This window comes from Lysinibacillus alkalisoli (assembly GCF_014643595.1).
GTDB classification, from domain to species: Bacteria; Bacillota; Bacilli; order Bacillales_A; family Planococcaceae; genus Metalysinibacillus; species Metalysinibacillus alkalisoli.
Genome location: NZ_BMJT01000004.1, coordinates 47,438 through 71,110 on the forward strand (window position 1 = coordinate 47,438; position 23,673 = coordinate 71,110).

Annotated in this window: 20 protein-coding genes; 15 read left to right on the forward strand and 5 right to left on the reverse strand. The window is 36.8% G+C overall.

The window, feature by feature from the left end; translation table 11 throughout:
* Positions 1-71: 71 nt before the first annotated feature.
* The 5 genes from IEW44_RS06600 (at position 72) to IEW44_RS06620 (ending at position 8,868) form a co-directional block, all read left to right on the forward strand.
* Positions 72-1,538 carry a UDP-N-acetylmuramoyl-L-alanyl-D-glutamate--2,6-diaminopimelate ligase gene (locus IEW44_RS06600; protein ID WP_188614550.1) on the forward strand — a complete coding sequence of 489 codons (1,467 nt, stop codon included), beginning with the start codon at positions 72-74 and terminating at the stop codon, positions 1,536-1,538.
* Positions 1,539-1,675: 137 nt separating this feature from the next.
* On the forward strand, positions 1,676-3,247 hold the full coding sequence (locus IEW44_RS06605; protein ID WP_188614259.1) for a peptide chain release factor 3: 1,572 nt from the start codon (positions 1,676-1,678) through the stop codon (positions 3,245-3,247).
* 61 nt (positions 3,248-3,308) lie between these two features.
* A complete protein-coding gene (locus IEW44_RS06610; RefSeq protein WP_188614260.1) occupies positions 3,309-6,371 on the forward strand; it encodes an efflux RND transporter permease subunit in 3,063 nt (1,020 codons plus the stop codon).
* A gap of 239 nt (positions 6,372-6,610) precedes the next feature.
* Positions 6,611-7,375 (forward strand): TerC family protein, encoded by a 765-nt coding sequence (locus tag IEW44_RS06615; RefSeq protein WP_188614261.1) that lies wholly within the window; start codon positions 6,611-6,613, stop codon positions 7,373-7,375.
* Between the two features lie 143 nt (positions 7,376-7,518).
* On the forward strand, positions 7,519-8,868 hold the full coding sequence (locus IEW44_RS06620; RefSeq protein WP_188614262.1) for a TrkH family potassium uptake protein: 1,350 nt from the start codon (positions 7,519-7,521) through the stop codon (positions 8,866-8,868).
* A gap of 609 nt (positions 8,869-9,477) precedes the next feature.
* Here IEW44_RS06620 and IEW44_RS06625 read toward each other — a convergent pair.
* Positions 9,478-11,238 (reverse strand): B12-binding domain-containing radical SAM protein, encoded by a 1,761-nt coding sequence (locus IEW44_RS06625; protein WP_188614263.1) that lies wholly within the window; start codon positions 11,236-11,238, stop codon positions 9,478-9,480.
* A 176-nt stretch (positions 11,239-11,414) separates the two neighbouring features.
* Here IEW44_RS06625 and IEW44_RS06630 point away from each other — a divergent pair, with 176 nt between their 5' ends.
* Positions 11,415-11,861, forward strand: a complete 447-nt coding sequence (locus tag IEW44_RS06630) for a MarR family winged helix-turn-helix transcriptional regulator (protein WP_188614264.1) — start codon at positions 11,415-11,417, stop codon at positions 11,859-11,861.
* A gap of 61 nt (positions 11,862-11,922) precedes the next feature.
* On the opposite strand, the gene IEW44_RS06635 is transcribed toward IEW44_RS06630, so the two are convergent.
* The 3 genes from IEW44_RS06635 to IEW44_RS06645 all read right to left on the reverse strand — a co-directional run bounded on the left by IEW44_RS06635 (position 11,923) and on the right by IEW44_RS06645 (position 13,675).
* Positions 11,923-12,642 carry a hypothetical protein gene (locus tag IEW44_RS06635; RefSeq protein WP_188614265.1) on the reverse strand — a complete coding sequence of 240 codons (720 nt, stop codon included), beginning with the start codon at positions 12,640-12,642 and terminating at the stop codon, positions 11,923-11,925.
* A 50-nt stretch (positions 12,643-12,692) separates the two neighbouring features.
* On the reverse strand, positions 12,693-13,307 hold the full coding sequence (locus tag IEW44_RS06640) for a CPBP family intramembrane glutamic endopeptidase (RefSeq protein WP_188614266.1): 615 nt from the start codon (positions 13,305-13,307) through the stop codon (positions 12,693-12,695).
* 173 nt (positions 13,308-13,480) lie between these two features.
* Positions 13,481-13,675 (reverse strand): YkvS family protein, encoded by a 195-nt coding sequence (locus IEW44_RS06645; RefSeq protein ID WP_188614267.1) that lies wholly within the window; start codon positions 13,673-13,675, stop codon positions 13,481-13,483.
* 119 nt (positions 13,676-13,794) lie between these two features.
* Between IEW44_RS06645 and ykzS the strand changes: the two genes are divergently transcribed.
* The 6 genes from ykzS (at position 13,795) to IEW44_RS06675 (ending at position 21,201) form a co-directional block, all read left to right on the forward strand.
* Positions 13,795-13,983, forward strand: coding sequence for a protein YkzS (gene ykzS, locus IEW44_RS06650; RefSeq protein ID WP_188614268.1), 189 nt, complete (start codon positions 13,795-13,797; stop codon positions 13,981-13,983).
* Between the two features lie 143 nt (positions 13,984-14,126).
* A complete protein-coding gene (locus IEW44_RS06655; RefSeq protein WP_188614551.1) occupies positions 14,127-14,996 on the forward strand; it encodes an NAD(P)-dependent oxidoreductase in 870 nt (289 codons plus the stop codon).
* Between the two features lie 108 nt (positions 14,997-15,104).
* A complete protein-coding gene (locus IEW44_RS06660; RefSeq protein WP_188614269.1) occupies positions 15,105-16,409 on the forward strand; it encodes an MFS transporter in 1,305 nt (434 codons plus the stop codon).
* Between the two features lie 78 nt (positions 16,410-16,487).
* Positions 16,488-17,396, forward strand: coding sequence for a chemotaxis protein (locus IEW44_RS06665; RefSeq protein ID WP_188614270.1), 909 nt, complete (start codon positions 16,488-16,490; stop codon positions 17,394-17,396).
* Positions 17,397-17,509: 113 nt separating this feature from the next.
* Complete coding sequence (locus IEW44_RS06670; RefSeq protein ID WP_188614271.1) at positions 17,510-19,054, forward strand: Ppx/GppA phosphatase family protein; 1,545 nt, start codon at positions 17,510-17,512, stop codon at positions 19,052-19,054.
* Positions 19,054-21,201, forward strand: coding sequence for an RNA degradosome polyphosphate kinase (locus IEW44_RS06675; protein WP_188614272.1), 2,148 nt, complete (start codon positions 19,054-19,056; stop codon positions 21,199-21,201). The genes IEW44_RS06670 and IEW44_RS06675 overlap by 1 nt, the downstream gene beginning before the upstream one ends.
* A 19-nt stretch (positions 21,202-21,220) precedes the next feature.
* Here the strand turns inward: IEW44_RS06675 and IEW44_RS06680 are convergent, their stop codons facing one another.
* Entirely contained in the window at positions 21,221-22,036 is an 816-nt protein-coding gene (locus IEW44_RS06680; protein WP_188614273.1) for a hypothetical protein, read from the reverse strand.
* Positions 22,037-22,049: 13 nt separating this feature from the next.
* Between IEW44_RS06680 and IEW44_RS06685 the strand changes: the two genes are divergently transcribed.
* The 3 genes from IEW44_RS06685 to cbpB all read left to right on the forward strand — a co-directional run bounded on the left by IEW44_RS06685 (position 22,050) and on the right by cbpB (position 23,673).
* Positions 22,050-22,298 (forward strand): hypothetical protein, encoded by a 249-nt coding sequence (locus tag IEW44_RS06685; protein ID WP_188614274.1) that lies wholly within the window; start codon positions 22,050-22,052, stop codon positions 22,296-22,298.
* Between the two features lie 74 nt (positions 22,299-22,372).
* Positions 22,373-23,140, forward strand: a complete 768-nt coding sequence (gene fadH, locus IEW44_RS06690) for a 2,4-dienoyl-CoA reductase (protein WP_188614275.1) — start codon at positions 22,373-22,375, stop codon at positions 23,138-23,140.
* Between the two features lie 95 nt (positions 23,141-23,235).
* A complete protein-coding gene (cbpB, locus tag IEW44_RS06695; protein ID WP_188614276.1) occupies positions 23,236-23,673 on the forward strand; it encodes a cyclic-di-AMP-binding protein CbpB in 438 nt (145 codons plus the stop codon).

A 23,673-nucleotide genomic window follows, 5' to 3' on the forward strand; every position in this document is an offset into this window, starting at 1 on the left:
TTGATATGATATGCGTATGGATTTTATACGTGATAACATACACGAGTATGTGAATGGAGGAAAAGGATTATATGTATGCAGGCGAATTATTAAGTGTATTACCAGTAAAACGAGTCATTGGTGAGCTTCCAGCTAATGTGTCAGAAATTTCAATTGACTCACGTGCATTGCAAGAAGATAGCATGTTTATTTGTCTTAGTGGTTATACAGTTGATGGACATGATTTTGCACAACAAGCTGTTGATGCAGGCGCAACCATTATTGTGGCGGAAAGAGAGTTAGCGCTACAAGGGAACTGTGCACAAGTTATTGTGCGTGATACTAATCGCGCTATGGGACTACTAGCGAGTAAGTTTTTTGATTATCCATCGCAAGATATGACGATGATTGGTGTCACTGGTACAAATGGTAAGACATCTGTGTCAGGCATCATTCAAAATATGCTGCAAAGTATGGGGACAAAATCTGCATTAACAGGTACAATTGGTTTTAATTTAAATGGTATTTTATATGAATCTGCTAATACAACGAATGACGTATTAAGTACACAACAAATGATTTTTAGAGCAAAAATGGAAGGCTGTCGAGTGATGACGATGGAGGTATCATCACATGGTTTAGCATTAGGTCGCTTAGCGGGTGTGGATTATGATGTAGCGATTTTCACCAATTTGACACATGACCATCTCGATTTTCACGGAACAATGGAGGACTATGGACAAGCAAAAGGTTTATTGTTTTCACAACTTGGACAAGATTTAGAGAAAAATAAGCATGTTGTATTAAATGCTGATGATGCATGGTCAGAGCGCTATGCGAAGTTAACGCCTTTCCCTGTTTGGCGTTATGGTCTAGCGAGTGAGCATGCTGATTTCCGTGCCACAAATTGTACGTATGAAAACTTTAAAACAAACTTTGATATGCATACACCAGAAGGTACTTTTGCTATTTCAATGGATTTATTAGGGGAGTTTAATGTTTATAATGTGCTAGCGGCAGCGACAATGTTTTATGCACGTGGCTATGCTTTGGAGCAAATCGTAGAACATATTCAATTGTTGCCACCCGTAAAAGGACGAATGGAAAAAGTACCAAGTGACTTACCAATTGAAATTTTCATTGATTATGCACATACACCAGATGCGATTGAGAAAGCGATTGATGCTGCACAGCCTTATAAACAAGGAAAAGTCATTTTCTTAGTGGGCACAGGCGGTAATCGTGATAAGTCTAAGCGACCAAGTATGGCGGAAAAAGCCTCAAAAGCAGACTATGTTATTTTAACAACAGATGACCCACGCTACGAAGCATACGAAAGTATTACAGGAGATTTAGCAAAAGGTATGACACATGACCAATTTGCTTGTATCGGAGACCGTGCTGAAGCTGTGCGACATGCTATTGAAATAGCAGAGCCAGGTGATATGATTATTTTTGCAGGCAAAGGCCATGAAGACTTCCAAATTATCGAAAATACCAAATATCCACATAGCGATGCAGAAATTGCAATTGCTGAAGGGAAAAAGAAATTTTTATAAAAAAGGAGGGCTGTCGAGCGCATCGTGTTCTTGGCAGCTTTTCTTTTTGGCTTGTTGCGTACGATTTTGTGAAAAGAGTTGTCAGCGAACCGTCAAATCTTTTATGATAACTAAGACAGAAAAAGGAGAATTTATTCATGACAATAAAAGAAGATATTCAATCACGCCGCACATTTGCGATTATTTCACACCCTGACGCAGGGAAAACAACGATTACAGAAAAAATGTTATATTTTGGTGGCGCTATTCGCGATGCTGGTACAGTAAAAGGTAAAAAGACAGGTAAGTTTGCGACATCAGACTGGATGGAGATTGAAAAGCAACGTGGGATTTCAGTCACATCATCTGTGATGCAATTTGATTTTAATGACTGTCGCGTTAATATTTTGGATACGCCAGGGCACCAAGACTTCTCTGAGGATACGTATCGTACATTAATGGCGGTGGATAGCGCTGTCATGGTAGTAGATGCAGCGAAAGGTATTGAAACGCAAACATTAAAACTTTTTAAAGTGTGTCGTATGCGTGGTATACCTATTTTTACATTTATTAATAAATTAGACCGACAAGGTAAAGAACCACTAGAGTTAATGGAAGAGTTAGAAGAAGTATTAGGTATTCAATCTTATGCTATGAACTGGCCAATTGGTATGGGTAAAGAGTTTATGGGGATTTATGACCGCTATAATAAGCGTATTGAACAATTTAGAACGGATGAAGAAGCGCGCTTTTTGCCAATTGATGAAGAGGGCGAATTAGCAATAGCACACCCTATGAAAGAAACATCATATTATACACAAGCTATGGATGATATTATGCTATTAAACGAAGCAGGGAATGAGTTTTCAGAAGAAAAAATTCGCCGTGGTGAATTAACACCTGTATTCTTTGGCTCTGCGTTAACGAACTTTGGTGTGCAAACTTTCTTAGAGACGTATTTACAGTTTGCGCCTATGCCACAACCTCGTTTAACACAAGAAGAAACAATTGTTGATCCTGTAGATACACCTGAGTTCTCAGGCTTTATCTTTAAAATTCAAGCGAATATGAATCCTGCGCACCGTGACCGCATTGCGTTTGTCCGTATTGTTTCAGGTGAGTTTGAACGTGGTATGAATATGACATTAGCGCGTACAGGAAAATCATTTAAAGTAACACAATCTACACAGTTTTTAGCAGATGACCGCGAGACTGTGGATAAGGCTGTTGCAGGGGATATTATTGGATTATATGATACAGGCACGTACCAAATTGGGGATACGGTTGTCGGTGGTAAAAAAACATTTAAGTTTGAGGCGTTGCCACAATTTACGCCAGAAATCTTTATGAAGGTGACAGCTAAAAACGTAATGAAATCTAAGCACTTCCATAAAGGGATTTTGCAATTAGTGCAAGAAGGTGCGATTCAATACTATAAAACATTGCATACAGAAGAAGTGATTCTTGGCGCAGTAGGTCAATTACAATTTGAAGTATTTGAGCACCGTATGAAAAATGAATACAACGTAGAAGTAAGAATGGAGCCAATGGGCAATAAAATTGCACGTTGGATTGAAAATGAAGAAGATGTAAAAGAGTCTATGACATCTGCACGTAGTATGTTAGTGCGCGACCGTTATGACCAGTATGTCTTTTTATTTGAGAATGAGTTTGCGATGCGTTGGTTCTCTGACAAGAATGAGCATATTAAATTATATAGTTTATTATAAAAGATACGCGAATTAGGAATTTCCTTTTTCGCGTTTTTCATAAAGAGGGGAGTTTTGCGGTTTGAATATCAGTGATTTTTCCATTAAACGTCCTACATTAACCATTGTTTCTATGCTTGTAATTATTTTATTAGGTGTCATATCACTTCTGAAAATACCTGTGACGTTAATACCTGAATTAAATCCACCAATCGGCGTTGTAGTGACATCTTATCCAGGTGCTAGTCCAGAGGAGGTTAACGAAAAAGTAACAAAGCCACTTGAACAAACGTTAGCTACATTACCAGGTATTGAACGAGTTCAATCGACTTCTCAAGAAGGCGCCAATTTAATTATTCTTGAGTTTAGCTGGTCAACGAATATTCAAGATGTCCAGTTAGATGTCTTGCAAAGAATTGATTTAGCCCAGTTGCCAGATGATGCAGGAAAGCCATCTTTTTTAAAGTTTGATCCTGCACAATTCCCTGTGGTACAACTAGCTTTAAGCACAGAGAATGACAACGTAGATATACGTGTAATTGCTGAAGAGTTAGAACAAGAGCTGCGACGTACAGAAGGCGTTGCTAGTGTAAATATGTCAGGTAAAGTGGTTGAAGAAATTGCAATTCAACTCGATGCTAAAAAGCTAAAAGAGCAAGGGTTAACACAAACGGAAGTCGTACAAACCATTCAAGCAAACAACGTCTCCATGCCAGGAGAGCCAGTAGAAACGCAAGAAGGTCAGTTATTAACGACAAGGACGCTTAGTACATTAACGAGTGCTGAAGATATTGCTAACCTTATCTTATCGGTAAATCCTCTAGACGGAGAAGAATTAACAGTAGGTGATGTTGCCACGGTTAAACAACAAGAACAGGCCTCTACTACGGAGACATTTGCTAATAACAAGCCTGCCATTTTAATGTCTGTCTTGCAAGAGTCAGGAGCCAATACGGCACAAGTGTCAGAGCAGTTTAAAGCAAAATTAGATGAGCTATTACAAGAGGACGCTTATCAAGATGTTAAGGCTGAAGTGTTATTTGACCAAGGCGATTATATTAATCGTGCTATTAGTAATATCGGGCAATCTATGATTGTTGGTGGTATTTTTGCGATGCTTGTATTATTTGTCTTTTTAAGAGGCATTAAGAGCCCTATTATTATTGGTGTTGCGATACCATATTCTGTAATCGTAACATTTGTACTCATGTATTTTGCTAACTTCTCGTTAAATATTATGACATTAGGTGCACTTGCACTAGGGATTGGGATGTTGGTAGATAATGCGATTGTAGTAATTGAAAATATTGAACGGCATTTAGGAATGGGTGAAACACCAATTGAAGCGGCAAAAAAAGGTACAAGGGAGTTGGCTACAGCTATTTCAGCCTCTACTTTGACAACAATTGCTGTCTTTGTACCTGTGTTGTTTATTGAAGGATTAATCGGGCAAATTTTTACTGAATTTGCTTTGACAATCTCGTTTAGTTTATTCGCATCATTAGTTGTTTCTTTAACAGTAGTACCTATGTTAGCCAGTCGTATGTTAAAAACAAAAACAACAAACATTATGGTAACACGTAATAATTCAGCCTTTTATACACGCTACAAAAAGGTAATGGCAAAAGCCTTGCAACATCGTGCTCTGATTTTAATAAGCACAGGTATTTTATTTGTAGCCTCCTGCTATGTATTACTCACAAGGGGTACAGAGTTTTTACCTGCTACTGATGAAGGGTTTGCCTCTGTGAGTATTCAATTGCCTAATGGGGCTTCAACAACACGCACAAAAGAAGTGGTTGAAGTGGTGGAGTCACATGTGAAAAAGGAAAAAGATGTGGACGTCTATGTTAGTTTAATTGGCGCTACACAAGAATCAACAGCACGTGGGCAAGGCGCATCTAACCGTGGCGAGATGTATATTAAAATGAAGCCAAAAGGTGAACGTGACCGTACTATCTTTGAATTTGCTGAAAAAATGGAGAAAGCTATACAAAAAGAAGTTGCAGAAGATGTCACAGTACAGTTTAACATTTCCACTTCATCTGGCTCAGCACCACAACAAACGACATTCCGTTTAACGGATACGAATACAGGACGTTTGCAAGAGAGTGCCAATACATTGAAAAAGGCATTAGAAAAAGTAAAAGGGGTTACAGAAGTGACCCATGATTTAGAGAACACTATTGAAGAAATCCAAATTGAAGTGGATCGTGAGCGTGCTCAAGCCTTTGGTTTTGCGCCAGCACAAGTAGCACAAACGGTTAATCAAATGACAAGAGGCCAAGTTACCACACAACTGCTTACAGAAGATGATAAAGTATTAGTGGCGTATACTGGGTTTGGAGAGACATACGCTCAAAATATGGAAGCACTACAAACTATGGAGTTGCGCTCACCATCAGGTACTTTTGTAAAATTAGAAGATATAGCCGATGTTTCAATTCAAGAGGGACCTGTTTCCATTCGCCGATCCGACCAAGCTTCAGCTGTTGCCTTTTTTGTTAAGTATAGTGGAGAGGAATCATTAGGCAGTATTTCTAAAAAGGTTGATGAAGTGATTGCGCAAACAGACTTACCAAAAGAAACAACAGTTGCCTTTAGTGGTGACCGTGAACTGTATGATAACTCCATTAATGATATGATAATGGCTTTATTTGTAGCTGTATTACTCGTTTATTTTGTCATGGCAGCGCAATTTGAGTCCTTTAAATATCCGTTTATCATTATGTTTACAGTGCCTTTAATGGTTATTGGTGTAGCCATTGCCTTCTTATTAACAAATACGCTTATCAGTGTAACGGCTGTTATAGGTATTCTTGTATTGGTGGGGATTGTAGTGAATAATGGTATTGTTTTTGTAGATTATATCAATCAGAAGAAAGCGCAAGGCATGGCTTCTTATGATGCGATTATGATGACAACCGTTGACCGTTTACGCCCCGTTATTATGACAGCTACCACTACTATTTTAGGTTTAATTCCTTTAGCACTTGGTATTGGAGAAGGCACAGAGATGAATCAACCGATGGGCATCGCTGTTATAGGTGGCTTAGTAACATCTACGCTCTTTACTTTATTTATTGTACCTATTATTTATAGCTTGTTTGATAAGGAAACCCGTAAAAAAGCACGTGCAAAATGATGATATTGTAGGAGTTGCATGTCAAAAAAAGTCATGTTATAATAACTTCACAAACAACTGAATTAACCTATTTGACATTGTCAAAGGGGAGTAGCTATAAACATTTCGTTTACTTCACATTCGTCATGACGTGGGAAACCACCGGGTGTGAAAGCATAAATTTGCTTAGCAAGACCTTTGCCTATTTATTAGGCATGGGTCTTTTTCTTTTGAACTTATGAATAAAGGAGCTGTTGTAAATGGAAGCAATCTTATTAGAATATGGTTGGGTATTGCTTGTCCTTATTGTGTTAGAAGGTTTGTTAGCAGCAGATAATGCTGTCGTAATGGCAGTTATGGTAAAACACTTACCAAGAAAAGAACAGAAAAAAGCGTTGTTTTATGGGTTATTAGGTGCGTTAGTCTTTCGTTTTGCCGCTTTATTCCTAATCGCCTTTTTAGTGAAGTATTGGCAAATTCAAGCCGTTGGTGCACTTTACTTATTATTCATCTCAGGAAGAAGTTTATATGGTATTTGGAAGCATAAAAATGGAGATGGGGAAGTAAAAGAAGGTAAAAAGTCAGGTTTCTGGATGACGGTCCTAAAAGTCGAGTTAACAGATATTGCGTTTGCTATTGACTCGATGTTAGCAGCAGTAGCTATTGCGATTACATTACCAGAGCTAGGTAACTTTGAAATTGGAGGCATTAATGGTGGTCAATTCTTAGTTATGTTCTTCGGTGGTGTCATTGGATTAATTATTATGCGTTTTGCGGCACAATGGTTTGTTCGCTTATTAAACGATTATCCATCACTTGAAGCGGCAGCCTTTATGATTGTAGGTTGGGTTGGTGTTAAGTTAGTCGTATTAACATTAGCACATCCAGATATTGCAATTATTGCAGAGTCCTTCCCACATTCAACATTATGGAAATCAACATTCTGGATTGTATTAGTTGTACTAGCAGCAGGTGGTTATTTAACAGGCGTACGCAATAAAAAGAAGGCTGATAAAAAAGCTTAACATATTTTAAAAAAAGGTTATACTGTTGGAAGGAGCTCTAATGAAGTGAGTTACCCTTCCATGAGGTAACAAAGGAGAGCAGCATATTATATGTCTGTTCTCCTTTTGTCATAGTGCGATATTTGTAATAAGGAGGTTGAAACATGTTGTGGAAAAAGCGGGAGCCAAAAGGATTCACACCTTTTAGGGTTATTGTCTCCTATTATTTTATTGCGATGTCCATATCCTTCTTGTTGCTACGGTTGCCTTGGGTGCATAAGCCAGGTGTTGAGGTCAGTTATATTGATAGTTTATTTACAGCGGTGAGTGCAGTAAGTGTGACAGGGTTAACAACGATTAATATTGCAGATTCTTACACTACATTTGGTTATGTGATGTTACTCGTTGTTTTACAATTAGGTGCTATTGGCATTATGTCTTTAGGTACGTTTGTGTGGCTCATTGTAGGTAAAAAAATTGGTATGAGAGAGCGTCAACTCATCATGATTGATCATAATCAATCCAATATTTCAGGTGTGGTTAATCTTATTAGAGAAATTATCAAAATTTTATTTGCTATTGAGCTATTTGGTGCTGTCGTTTTATCCATTCATTATTTAAATTACTTTGACACATGGCAAGAAGCAGTTGTACAAGGGGTATTTGGTGCCATCTCAGCAACGACTAATGGTGGTTTTGATATTACAGGCTTGAGTTTACTTCCTTTCCATGACGATTATTTTGTCCAGTTTATTACGATGTTACTCATTGCATTAGGTGCTATCGGTTTCCCTGTGTTAATTGAAGTAAAGGCATACTTGAGTCGTAAAAATCCTAATTTTCGTTTTAGTTTATTCACAAAAATTACAACTTCCACATACGGTCTATTATTTGTAGTGGGAGCGCTTGTTATTTTATTATTGGAGTCTTTTCAGTCCTTTAAAAATATGGCATGGCATGAGGCTGTATTTTCAGCTATGTTTCATTCTGTTTCGGCACGTTCAGCGGGTTTAACAACTTTTGATGTGACGACCTTTGGTGAATCGACTAATTTATTTATTAGTTTTCTTATGTTTATTGGGGCATCGCCTAGTTCTGTAGGTGGTGGTATCCGTACGACAACTTTTGCTATTGCTATTTTATTTTTAATCACATTTGCACGAGGTAAGGAACATATTCAAGTGTTTGGGCGAGAGATTTATTTAATTGATGTATTTCGTTCGTATGCCGTTATTATTTTGGCGACATTTATGGTATTAATTTCTACAATTATTTTATTAATTACAGAGCCTAAAGCTTCGTTAATGCAAATTATATTTGAGATTGCTTCAGCGTTCGGAACTTGTGGTATGTCACTAGGTATTACAAGTGACTTATCTTCAACCGGAAAAGTAGTAATTATGGTTTTGATGTTCATTGGTCGTGTAGGTTTAATCTCATTCCTCTACTCCATTGGCGGTAAAACAAAGAAAACAAAATTCCACTATCCAAAAGAACGAGTGATTATTGGATAGTTGTGATAGAGCCTTGTTGTATAAGGGTTTGAAGATTGGGGCAAGGTAATTTGCCCCTCATTTGCCCTTACTCGTTAAAATTTGAGATAGTTTTCGAGGTTGAGCAGTGTCTTTGCTTCATGCTCTTTAGTCACGTGTAGGTAAATATTCGCTACTATTTTAATCAGAAGTATACATATTTAATAGAAAAGCTTATCTCACGGTTTCCATTACAAAGGGATAGGCTGAATGAATGTCAGGATATGATTGATGGCTAGGGAGTTGTTGGCTCTTGTTTCTTGCAATGATGGCGTTCTCACAGCTTTTATCTCTCCGGTCTGAATAAATATTTCAATCCTATTTGAAATCTCCACTTTTGAGCCAGATGTACTGATCCCACGTTTTCTGCAAAACATGTGTCAATCTTCCTCCAATCAGTAAAAATCATTGAACATTTTAACCTCTCTCTTTCTTATAATTATAGAATATAAGTTCTTATATAATCGAAAGGTATATTTCTTTCGAATGGTCTTTCCATACTCCCTTACGAATTTAACTTTTTCAACGTTCTTTTATGACACTTAGAAAAGCCTCATTGAATAAAATAAAAAAACAGAGAAAATCTCTGTTTTAATAGGTAGTTGCGTGATTGAATTGTGGTGTAGTAAATAAAGGTGCTTGATTATGGCGGAAATAGGTAAGCAAGTAACTTGTTTTAGGAATAATTTGTCCTGTCTTTTCATAATGTGGAAAATCAAAATGAAACGGAATTAACAACGTGTGTTTGTGTAAGTCCTTTTGATTTAATTGTAAGTTGGCAAAATGTTCGCCAGCAATAAGTGGGTTCTCTTGTAACTGTAAATAAAATTGTGAGCGTTGTTGAGATGGTAATGTTGTCTCCCACCATAATTTGCGTGGTTGGAATTGTTGGGCTTGTAAGTAGTCAAGCTGCATTAAACTCATGACGATAGCCATTGGAACGTCTTCACGTGTTGAAAGAAAGGCCAATAAGCGTTTAAATAAGTCTTCTAATTGATGCCCAATACGTGACCAACCTTTATTTTCCCAATACGTGCCAAAGTCTTGGAAGAAATCAAAAGGTGTATCAAATACGGTTGTGACTAAATACTCGACAGTGTGATCTAAACGATGGTCATTCCAATATTTTTCGAGTACGTCTTCGGCATGTTTAATGCGCACAATATCATCAAATGTTAACACATTGTTTGAGAAAATTTCATAAGGTGCTACATCCACATAGGTGTAGCCGAATTGTTGGGCTTGTAAACGTAAGCCCGTCCCTCTTAACAGTTTTAAGAAACCTAATTGTAGCTCTTCAGGACGCATCGCAAAAACATCATTGAAAGTTTTCTTAAAGCTTGTATAGTCTTCTTCTGGTAAGCCAGCAATTAAATCTAAATGTTGATCAATCTTGCCACCATCTTTAACCATTGTGACAGTACGCTTTAACTTCTCAAAATTTTGGCGACGCTTTACTAAATCGTTGGTCTCATCGTTGGTTGACTGTACACCAATCTCAAAGCGGAATAAACCAGCTGGTGCATTATCATTTAAAAATTGGATAACTTCAGGGCGCATAATATCGGCCGTAATTTCAAATTGGAAGACAACGCCTGGTTGATGTTCATCAATTAGAAATTGAAACATCTCCATTGCATAACTTCGACTAATATTGAAAGTGCGGTCAACGAATTTAATTGTCTTTGCCCCGTTGTTCATAAGGTAACGAATATCATCTTTGACTTTATCCCGATTAAAATAACGCACACCTACTTCGATAGAAGAGAGACAAAATTGGCAACTAAACGGACAGCCACGACTTGTTTCAATATATTGTATGCGTTTTCCGAGGTGCGGTTTGTCTTCAGGCAGGCGGAAGGGACTTTTAGCTTCACGTAAGTCAACTTTAGGCGCTTGAGGGTGGATTTTCACTTTATGATTTTCTAGGTAACAAATATTTGGTACTTCATCACGCGTAATCTCCCCGTCAAAGTAACGCAGTAGTTGTTGATAAGCAATTTCGCCCTCACCCATAATAATATAATCCACAACACCGTCTAATCGACGTAACCAGTCATGAACATCGTAAGATACTTCTGGTCCGCCTAAAATAATTTTAGTGTGTGGCAACACCGTGCGTAGCATACGAATGACAGTGATTGTCTCTTCTATATTCCAAATGTAGCAACTGAATCCAATCACATCAGGTTTCTTTTGAAATAACTCAGAGGTAATATTAAATGCAGGGTCTTTAATCGTAAATTCAATAATTTCACTCTCAAACTGAGGCTGTGCAGCCACTTTTAAATAACGCAAAGCTAAGTTGGTGTGAATATATTTTGCGTTCAATGTCGTTAAAACAATTTTCATAAAAATCTCCTCATCTTTCGTTTTTATTGTATCAGTGAAATAGTTATCGTACAATGCTGATAGTTGTCGTTTATGTATAAAAATAGCGTGGATATGTGTCAGTGTCATAGCTTTGACAAGTCTTTTCAAAAGTCGCTATAATATGAGGAAGTAGGTACAGACGAGAAGGTGAAAAAATGACAGAAGAAGAGATTAAACAATCTTTAAAATTATATATTGTATTGTCACGTGCACATAAAGTAATTGATGAGGAGTCGCATAGCTTCTTTCAAGCGAATGGTGTGAATCCAACAGAGTTTGCGGTATTAGAATTGCTTTACCATAAAGGGAGACAGCCATTACAACAAATTGGCTCGAAAATATTGCTAGCAAGTGGTTCAATTACGTATGTTGTTGACAAGTTAGAGAAGCGCGGTTATTTAAACCGTGTATCTTGCCCTAATGACCGACGCGTCACATACGCAGAGATAAGTGAGGAGGGGCATGCCTTTATGGCAAAGATCTTTCCACAGCATGAACGTGTATTGCATGAGTTAATGGGTGCATTAAATGATGAGGAAAAGGAACAAGCGATCGCCTTATTAAAAAAGCTAGGTCGCTCGATTAAAGATTTATCTTATTAACATAAAAGTGCTAAAGAAAAGGTTAAACCGATGAGATTTCGGTTTAACCTTTTTGCTTTGTTTATTTCTTTGTAATAGTCGCAGCCATATTTAAAAATGTTGGTAAATTAGAAGAATTAGCATCATCATAAATAATTAACTGACTCACTAAGTCATTTTGTTGGAATGCAATAACATAGACAAACTCGCCCTCAGACTCAATTTGATAGCCTGCAACGTCGCCACTTAACGGTGCTAATTGGTCGGCTGTTAAGTCTTTTTTATCGCCGATTGCACCTGCATAACCTGCTGCGTCTTCTTTCGCTTTTTCAAATGTATTTTCATCAGTAGTCCAAACATTCAAAGCCATGCGATGTTTCGGGTCGTTAGTTGGCATAATCACATCTTGACCTGGCTCTAACACGGTTAATGAATAATTTTCTTTTAAATCGATTTTATAAGGTAATTGAGGTGATGCAGCACCACTACCTGTTTGTGTAACATCATCGCCCTCATGACTTGTTGTGCCTTCTGTTTGCTTAGGGTCTTCTGATGATTCTTTGTCAGTTTCAGGTGTTGTTTCTTTTTGCTCTGCAGCTGTGTTTTCTTCTTGTTCTTCAACAGCTTCATTTGTGTCTTCAGTTTCTTTTTCCTCTGTCTTTGGGTCTGTAGTTGTTTCTTTTTCAACCGTTTCAACAGGTGTTTCTTTTGTTTTTTCATCGCTTTTCTCATCTGTACTACAAGCAGCCATTAATAAAGCTGAACATAGCGCAACGGCTAATAACGGAAATTTTTTTGACATAAATGTAAAGCCTCCTTTTTCTTTAAGACGCGAAAATTATCGCATTAGTTTCATTGTAAGGGTAAGACAAGGAACAGTAAAAGAATAAATACGGTATGAGTAATAATAATTAATGGTAAACTTTTCTTCCATTCGTATAAAAATCCCCATAACAGACTGAGTGTAAATGCGGCTAACATACCAGGTGTGAATTCGCTTGGTATAAAAATTAACGCACATAAAATAGCAGTTACAAGCACAGCCAAGCTAGGTTTCATAAAACTTTTTAGCGCTTGTTGTACATAGCCCCTCCAAAATACTTCTTCACCAATAATGATAACAAAAATGAGTAATAAGTAATGTCCAATATGTTGTGGACCAAAAGTTTCTAAAAATTTGTTAACAGAACGGCTAGGGTCCATGTTAATTAAAGGGCCAACTTCATAAGCTAAACGAATGATCCCATATGAAATCGTACCGTAACCGATGCCGAAAATTAAATAGTGCCACGTGGGCAATTCATCAAAAAACTTCGCATTTAAAATAGCAATAGCAAGACACACTAAAATCGTAAAGGCATATAAATACCAAAATACAGCTGTTTTATCAAAAGTGATGCGTAGCATTGCAAAAATAAACACTATGGAAAAGAGTAATAACCCTTTTTGTCTTAAATTCATTTGCATTTCCTACAACCTCCGTTTACTATACTAACAAAAATCAACAAGCCATTCATTAAAAAAAGTGTATTTCCCTATAGCTTGCTACATGATTGCCAAAAATAAGACAAATAATCCTTAAAAAAGACATAAAAATAGCTGATAAAGTTGCATGGCTCTTTATCAGCTATTTCTTTCATTCATTGTGCAGCAGACTCTGCTATAATTTTATAACGTTTGTGGTTGATTACTGTCTTTTCTTCTAAACCTAATTGCTCGAAATTTGGCATGTATGTTAGATTAACAATAACAGAGTTATCATTTACTTTTTCAACAATACCTTGTAAACCATCTCTAAATTCAATAATGTTTCCAATTTCAGCTACTTTGCTCATAGACAGCCAGCTCCTTCATTGACTAATAGTATATAGTCTGCACGAAAATAGCCAAAAGGTAAAGTAATTTCCTCTGTATAATATAAAAAAAGGTAAAAATAGAAAGGAGAGGTTTTAAAATGGAAGATTATCAACAACAGTTAGAACAATTAATCAATGGTGAAATTGCTCAAATCACTATTACGAAACAACAGTTTATCGCATTTAGAGAAGTGTTAGTCAATCATCCGAAGTTTAAACATTTTAAAGGTGAAGCATTACAAGGCGCGACAATTATTTACACCTATTCGGATGTACCAAGGTCATAAGAAGTTTTATTACATATAAAAGTGGGAATGAGATAAGTGCATACTTATTTTCCCCCTTTTATAATGGGTGCTGTGCGTGATACAGCATCCATTTTTTTGTTTGTATTTTTCGGAAAATTCAACTACTATTTTAAAAAAGGAGGATACATATGAAGAAGATTGCATTTATCGGCACAGGGGTTATGGGTAAAAGTATTGTAAAGCATTTACTTGCTAAACAATATGAGGTTAGTATTTATACACGTACAAAAGAAAAAGCGCAAGAATTATTAACGATCGGTGCTTTATGGGCACCTACGCCAAAAGCAGCAGCGCATGATGCAGATGTTATTTTCACAATGGTTGGTTACCCACAAGATGTAGCGCAAGTTGTTTTGGGGGATGAAGGGGTATTACAAGGTGCTAAAGAAGGAGCTATTATTGTTGAAATGACAACATCAGAACCCACATTAGCGAAACAACTTTATAAAGAGGCAAAACAACAAGGCGTTGCGGTGTTAGATGCCCCAGTATCAGGCGGCGATTTAGGTGCGCAAAATGGCACGTTATCCATAATGATAGGGGGAGATGAAGCTGTTTTCAACCAAGTGCAGCCATTATTAGCTGTGTTTTGTTCAACGATTGTCTATCAAGGCATGGCGGGTGCAGGGCAACATGCTAAAATGTGTAACCAAATCGCTATCGCATCTAATATGATTGGTGTATGTGAAGCCATTAGTTATGCCGAACGAGCAGGTTTAACGATTGATACCGTATTAGCATCTATATCTACTGGCGCAGCAGGCTCTTGGTCATTATCTCATTTAGCACCACGCATGGCACAAAAAGACTACGAGCCGGGCTTTTATATTAAACATATGGTAAAAGATTTAGGCATTGCTTTACAAGAGGCAAAACAAATGAATTTGACATTGCCAGGGCTTGAGATGGCTAATGAGATGTATCAGAAGCTAGTTGCGCAAGGTTATGGTGATAACGGTACACAAGCCCTTATTCGATTGTATGAAGTATAACGAACAATTTTATGAAGCCTTTGTAAATTTAACGTAAAAAATAACATGAATATGTCTCATAGAAAACGATTTATGAGATAGTACGTTAAGGAAAGCGAGGGAAAAGTTGTGAAGCAACAGCACACAGAACAGCGTAATCAATGGGCCATATATTTATCCTTGCCTATTATTTCATGGGCTTTATATGATTTTGCCAATACCATATTCTCTTCAAATATTAATACGATATTTTTTCCTTTTTATATGGATGAAGTATTAGGAAAAGACGAGGTTATGCAACAAGTAGCAAGCACATTTATTTCATATGCTAATGCAATTGCGAGCTTTTTCCTTGTGGTGTTTTCGCCATTATTTGGCGTAATGGTAGATAAAACAGGATATAAGAAACGTTTTATTGTATGGTTTGCTTCTATTTCTATCGCTTTTACATTTTTAATGGGCTTTTTTGCACGTATGGATGCAGGTGTTTATTACTCAGGCGTGCCGTTAAGTTTATTACTAGTAGCCTTAAGTTTTATTATTGCTAAATTTTTCTTTAATGCTAGTTTGGTCTTTTATGATGCTATGATGCCTGATTTAGGTACAGCTAAAGAAATGCCACTCATTTCTGGCTTTGGCGTAGCAGTCGGGTATTTAGGTACGTTAGTTGGTTTAACGGTGTATTTATATGTTGGCGATCATGATTTTCATAGAAGTTTTATACCGACAGCCATTTTGTATTTATTATTTTCTTTGCCTTTATTTTTTATTAATAAAGATACGCCAATACCTAAGGAACAACGAGAGAAATTTCGCTTCTTTGATGGCTATAAAGAAATCTATGTGACATATAAGGAAATGAAAGGGCATCGGAATATTTTTCGTTTTATGTTAGCGTATTTCTTTTTAAATGATGCGATTGCGACTACGATTGCAATGATGGCTGTTTATGCGACAGCTATTGTTGGTTTTAGTTCAGGCGAATTTATTATTTTATATTTAGTGTCTACGGTTTCAACAATTATTGGTTCTTTTGTATTTGGTTATATTACAAAAAGAGTAGGTTCACATAAAGCGGTTGCACTCGTGGCTGTCATTATGATTATTGCTTTAACACTAGCTGTCTTTGCAACAGCACAGTGGATGTTTTGGATTGCAGGTAGCTTGTTTGGTGTCTCTTTAGGCTCAATGTGGGTAACGTCACGCACTTATATTATAGAATTATCACCAGAGGAAAAAAGAGGGCAGTTTTTCGGACTATTTGCCTTCTCAGGTAAAGTGTCGTCTATCATTGGTCCTGCTGTTTATGGTACTGTAACGTTTGTTATGCGTGATTACGGCACACTGGCGAGTCGATTAGCCTTGTCTACATTAATTGTGATGACGGTTATTGGATTGATTGTACACCTACAAATAAAGGGAAAATCAGCATAATCGCAAGTAGGAGAAATGTCTTGTATATGGTACAATTGAAGTATCAATATACCTTCAATTGTAAAGGAGAGAGAGCACTTGGAGCAAACAGGTATTCTGCTAGAAAGCGGCACAAATGAGCTGGAAATTGTAGAGTTTGAAGTCGCTAATAATAAATTCGGTATTAACGTTATTAAAGTAAAAGAAATCATTCAACCATTACCTGTTGTCTTTGTACCCCATGCACATGAGCATGTGGAGGGTATTATTCAATTACGTGGTGAAGTTTTACCTGTAGTAGATATGTTAAAAGTGTTAGGCATTAAAGATGTAGAACGTAGCCCACAACAAAAATACATTGTTGCCGAATTCAATAAACAACGTGTTGTTTTCCATGTCGATAACGTCACACAGATCCACCGCATATCATGGGACCAAATTGAAAAGCCATCTGATATGTATCAAGGCGGCGCGTCACAAGTTATTGGTGTCATTAAGCAAAACGAACAAATGATTTTATTACTCGATTTTGAACGCATTATGGTTGAAATTAATCCAGATTCGGGTATTAATGTAGAATCCGTAAAGAAATTAGGTAAGCGAGACCGTTCAGAGAAGAAAATTATTATTGCGGAAGATTCACCGCTTTTACGCAAATTGTTATTTGACACAATGAACGAAGCGGGATATGTGAATTTAGATTTCTTTGAAAACGGGCGAGATGCCTATCACTATTTAGAAACTATTGTTAAGGCAGATCCATCTAAAGATATTACAAAACATGTCCAAATGGTAATTACAGATATTGAAATGCCACAAATGGATGGACATCATTTAACACGTAAAATTAAAGAGAATAGTGATTTAGCAGCATTGCCAGTTATTATCTTCTCTAGTTTAATCACAGATGATTTGCGTCATAAGGGTGAGCGTGTTGGTGCAGAAGATCAGATTAGTAAGCCAGAGATTGCCGAGTTAATTTTACGAGTAGATCAATTAATTTTATAATTGAGCGTCCATCGCATCGTTGGCGTCCAAAAGTAAGTTAAAGCGTTGGAGCGCCCTTAAAGGTTGTTCTGACGTTTTTTTAACCTTAGTCATCTAGAAGGAAGGGTTTAGTCATGCATCAAATAAAAACAGCAATTATCGATATTGGCTCAAATACAATGCGCTTAGTTATTTATAAATACGACCGACATGAAGGCTTACATGAAATAGGTAACATGAAAGTTGTAGCCAGACTACGCACATATATTTTGCCAACAGGCGAAATGACAGAAGAAGGCATCGCATTATTAGAAGATACGTTGCGAGATTTCTTAATCATGCTAGATGATTTTGGGGTTAGTGATGTGAGGGCAGCAGCAACAGCAGCAATACGACAAGCAAGCAATCGCGACGAAATTATTACACGTATCCATCGCAACTTACAGTTAGATATTGAATTGTTATCTGAACAGCAAGAAGCGTATTTTGGTTTTGTCGGTGTGGCATATTCATTAGCAACACCATCAGCTGTAACGATTGATATTGGCGGTGGCAGTACAGAAATCACGTTGTTTAAAGATAAAGAAATTGTGCACGCAAAAAGTTTTCCATTTGGCACAGTATCCTTAAAACAAATGTTTGTTAAAGGTGAGGTATTATCCAATTATGAGCAACAGCAGTTAGCTGCTTTTGTAAAAGATCAATTTGCACAAATTGATTGGATTACAGGTGTAGGTTTACCTGTTGTAGGCATTGGTGGGAGTGCACGGAACATTGCACAAGTACATCAACAACGCATTAATTATGATTTGCCTGGTGTTCATGGTTACGAGATGAGCGCTGAAGATTTACGTCAATTAAATTATTTTTTAGGCGATTTAACATTTGGTGAATTAAAACAGCTAGATGGGTTATCGTCTGACCGTGCAGATATTATTTTGCCTGCATTAACGGTATTTCGCATATTATTAGAAATCGTAGGTACGACTACCTTCCAATTAACAAAGAAAGGTCTGAGAGAGGGTCTTGTTATGGATCGCATTTTACAAGAAGATGCACAAGCTTTTTCTAAAGACCATGTTTTTGAAACGCATGCTAAACAATTAGCAGCAGAATACAATCGTTCGGAAGAAGAATTGCAATACTTAACACATATTACAGAGCAAATGTATGAAGAGTGCTGTCGATTATCGCTATTCTCATATGATGAACAAGACCGTAAATTGTTACTAAAAGCGGCAAAAGTTTATGGGATTGGCGAATACATTGAGCTTAGTTCAGCAAGTCAACATACCTTTTATTTAATTGCCAATCAATCGATTGATGGTTTAAACCATAAGGACCGTATTCGAGTAGCATTGTTAGCATCCTATAAAAATAAAGATTACTTTGCTCATTTTATTGAACCATTTGAAGCGTGGTTTACTGATGAAGAACTACATAAATTACGAGATTTAGGGGCGTTATTGAAATTTGTTTATGCCTTTAATGTTTCGAAACGTCGTGTAGTCGATACTTTTACGATGCATAAAGAAGAGGGGCATGTTTGTTTAACTGTACAACTTAATAAACATGCAGCAGCTGAGAAATACCAAGCAAGACGTCATCAAAAGCATTTAGAACGTGTCATTAAAGAAAATATAATCATACATTTTAATGAGGAAGGACTGGCGCAATAATGACAGAAGTAGTAGAAAATAAAAAATTAAATGATGAAGAATTATTAGAGGAGATTGCAAAGCCACAATATTATAATAACCGTGAGTTGAGCTGGTTAGCGTTTAATGAACGTGTACTTGAAGAGGCGGAAGACCCTCGTAATCCTTTACTTGAGCGTTTGAAATTTTTAGCGATTTTTAGCTCTAATTTAGATGAGTTCTTCATGGTGCGTGTAGCAGGTCTACAAGACCAAGTGCGTGCTGGATTTCATAAGCCTGAAAACAAGTCAGGATTAACACCACTGGAGCAATTAACGCGTATTGCAGAACGTACCCAGTCGTTAGTTAAGCGTCAAACAGAAGTGTATCATCATTTAATTTATGATTTATTACCAGAGCATAATGTGTATATGCGCGATATTAATGAACTTACAGATAAACAAAATAAATTTGTTGACCAATTATTTGCAGACACTATTTTCCCAGTAGTAACGCCAGTAGCTGTTGATGCGTATCGCCCATTCCCAACATTGTTAGGGAAAACACTTAATATTTTAGTGCAATTAGAACAAGAAGATGCAGACCCAGAGAATCGTCAAAAAGTAGCTGTAGTACAAGTGCCATCTGTATTAGGTCGCTTTGTAGAATTACCATCTAAAAAAGAAGGTCGCAGTGAATTTGTGTTGCTAGAAGATGTCATTACAAAACATATTGAGCAATTATTCTTTGGTTATACGGTAAAGTCTGCACAGGCTTTCCGTTTAACACGTAATGCTGATTTAACGATACATGAAGAGGGAGCTCGTGATTTACTTGTTGAAATCGAAAAAGAGCTGAAAAAGCGTAAATGGGGCGTAGGTAGCCGCTTAGAAGTACGTAAAGGTGAAATGAGTAAAGATGTATTAGATTACTTACTAAAAGAGTTTGAAATTGAAAAGTCCGATGTCTTCCATATTGATGGGCCGTTAGATTTAACTTTTATGTTCCCATTTGTCAAAGCTATTTCTACAGGACGTGAGCAATTAGAGTATGAAAGTTTCATTCCACAACGTCCATATGACTTATGTCTCGATGAAGATATTTTTGAAAAGACGCTACAACAAGATGTATTCTTCCACCATCCATTTGAGTCGTTTGCACCAATTGTAGATTTTATTGCTGAAGCAGCAGTGAATCCAGATGTGTTAGCTATTAAACAAACACTCTATCGTGTAAGTGGGAACTCACCTATTATTCAGGCGCTTAAACAAGCAGCTGAAAATGGCAAGCAAGTTACAGTACTAGTGGAATTAAAAGCTCGTTTTGATGAGGAGAATAACGTACACTGGGCAAAACAACTTGAACAGGCAGGTTGTCTTGTGATTTATGGTATGAACAATTTAAAAACACATTCTAAAATCACACTTGTTGTACGTCGTCGACAAGGTAAAATTGAGCGTTTTGTGCATTTAGGTACAGGTAACTATAACGATGCAACGGCTAAAATCTACACAGATATGGGTATTATTACAACAGATAAAGAGTTTGGGATTGATGCGACGAACTTCTTTAACTATTTAAGTGGTTACACAGAAAAACCTAAGTTTAATCACTTAGTAGTAGCGCCGTTTGATATTCGTGATGAGTTTATTCGTCTTATTGATGAGGAAATTGAATGCCATAAAAAATATGGTAATGGTCGTATCCGTGCGAAAATGAACTCTTTAACGGATAAAGATTTAATGATGAAAATGTATGAAGCATCCATTGCAGGTGTGAAAGTAGATTTAATTATTCGTGGCATTTGTTGCTTACGTCCAGGCATACCAGGTATTAGTGAAAATATTACCGTTACCTCTATTGTGGGACGTTTCCTAGAACATTCTCGTATCTATTGCTTCCATCATAATGGAGAGGAGAAAATCTATTTATCATCTGCTGATATGATGACACGCAATATGATTAAACGTGTTGAAATTTTATTCCCGATTTATGCACAAGATGTGAAAGATCGCATCAATCATATTATGGATATGCAACTTGACGATACAGCAAAAGCACGTGTACAAGGTGCAGATAGTAAATACCGTTATAAAGATGTTGATCGTAGTGAAGGTGCAGAGCTACTCAATAGTCAAGAAATCTTTTTACAAGAAGCGTTACAATCTGTATTAGAGAACGAAGAGTAATATAAGAAACCGCCAACAATTAATCGTTGGCGGTTTTTTTCATATCTTTAACAAAGATTTTTTCGAGTTGTAAAATATTTGCTTCTTCTCTTGCAAGCATAGGATTGATCTCTACAGTTGTGCGGTCGATAATGGACTCATTAGGCATAAGCCAGCGAATCATTTGACCATTATGGAAATAGAAGCGGTTCTCGTGTTGAACAGAATTTTCATTAGGATAAAAATAGACGAAAAATAATTGGTCATTCATATAATAATAATGATACGTCATATTGAGATGAGTGAGCATTACTTTTTTGTAGGTAGGTAATGTATAAATGGTGTAATGATCTTTTTTCTCCACATTCATTTGGTTGGCCTGAATATTAGATTCAATCGTATTAAACCAAGTACGAATGGATTTTACTTTTGCGTCAATATCTTGTGAATGCCAAACCGTGTGTTCTTTTAACTGTAAAGGTTGGATCCTTTCAGCTAGTGGCAGCCCTAATGTCACTTCTTCTTTTTTACTTGTGATTACAATATTTTTAGCTCGCTTATTGGCAGTATTTTGATAGTAAATATGACCTTCTATCGTTTGTAATGGTTTAATTTTAGTGACAGTTAAAAAATCAGCACCAAATAAATCATTAGTTAACCACGTCATATCTTTTGTAATATCTTTTCCTTGTTCGTCTTGAATCATAAAGTGTTGTAATACATTTCTAGGGGTAACAACATGATTGCTCTCATTAAAAATAGAGACTTGTATCCCGTAAAATGTTTCATTGTCAGCTGTGGTGAAGGGTAAACTATTTTCTAATGAAATATGTAGGTCTTCAATCATACCATTCATAGGATGGTCATCCATGACTTTTTTAGCTGAAGCTTGTTTCTTTACAGTTTCTTTAGTAGGCGTGCATCCTGCGATTGTGAATAAGACAATACAAACGAAAAATAGTATGATTATTCGCCGAACGAAATATAGCATGCGTATCAATCAACTTCCTTTCTCAATAATAATGTTAATCGAAATGGCGCAAGAAATACATCCCTTTTTTGCTTTTTGTAGAAAAAAACGTTTTATGAAAGGTAAAAAAAGAAAAAACGAGCGTTAATTAGTATACAAAAAATATATGATATAGTAATATTATGAATGAATATTCAGTTATTAACATAAGGGGGAAATAGTATGTTAAAAGGAAAAACAATAATTGTTACAGGTGGTTCAAGTGGTATGGGGTTATATATGGCAAGGCAATTTGTGACAGACGGTGCGAATGTTGTGATTACAGGACGTGATGAAGGACGTTTGGCAGAAGCAAAGCAGTTTATTGCAACTGCAGGTGCTACGATTGAAACATTTGCTATGGATGTACGTGATCCTGAGATGGCAAAGGCAATGGTTGCTTATACTGTAGAGAAGTTTGGGCGAGTGAATGGGCTTGTCAATAATGCAGCAGGTAATTTTTTAGTACACGCTGAACAGTTATCGCCGAATGGTTGGAAGGCTGTTATTGATATTGTATTAAACGGAACGTTTTACTGTTCATCAGCTGTAGGTAACTATTGGATTGACAATAAACAACAAGGTGCTATTTTAAATATGGTCGCAACATATGCTTGGGGAGCAGGAGCAGGTGTTGCACATTCTGCAGCAGCTAAAGCAGGTGTTTTATCGTTAACACGCACGCTAGCTGTAGAGTGGGGCAGTCAATATGGCATTCGTGTCAATGCAATTGCTCCAGGGCCAATTGAGCGTACAGGTGGCTCGGAGAAATTATGGGAGTCAGAAGAGGCTGCAAAACGCACCATCCAATCTGTGCCGTTACAACGTTTAGGTAAACCTGAAGAAATTGCAGACTTAGCGTCATTTATAATGTCTGATAAGGCAAGTTATATGAACGGGGAATGTGTGACATTAGATGGTGGCCAGTGGCTTAATCAACACCCATTTTAAAAAGGGAAGCGGATTCTTTTTTGAACAATATGTAAATGTGATATGATAGTGGTGAACCTGTTCTCAAAGGGAGAGAGAAGAAGGAGAAGACTGCTATGATAGTTTCAAACAATAGAGATTTATTGCAAATGCAAATTCAAGATTTAATTATTTCTTCAGAAAAGGTTGCTCATGTGCAGGTTGGTAACAATGCAGAGCATGCGTTATTAGTATTAACACGTACAGGTTATTCGGCTATACCTGTATTGGATATGAAATATCGCTTACAAGGCCTACTCAGTATGAAGATGATTACAGAATCTATTTTGGGGTTAGAACACATCGAATTTGAACGATTAAGCGATATAAAAGTAGACGATATTATGGATGAACAAGTTGGTGTTATTAAAAACACGGAAACCTTCCAGCGTGCACTCGACCTCGTCATTAATAATGCATTTTTATGTGTCGTTGATGAAGATAACACATTCGTGGGGATATTAACGCGACGTGTGATTTTAAAACAATTAAAAAAATACGTATATTCAACTTAA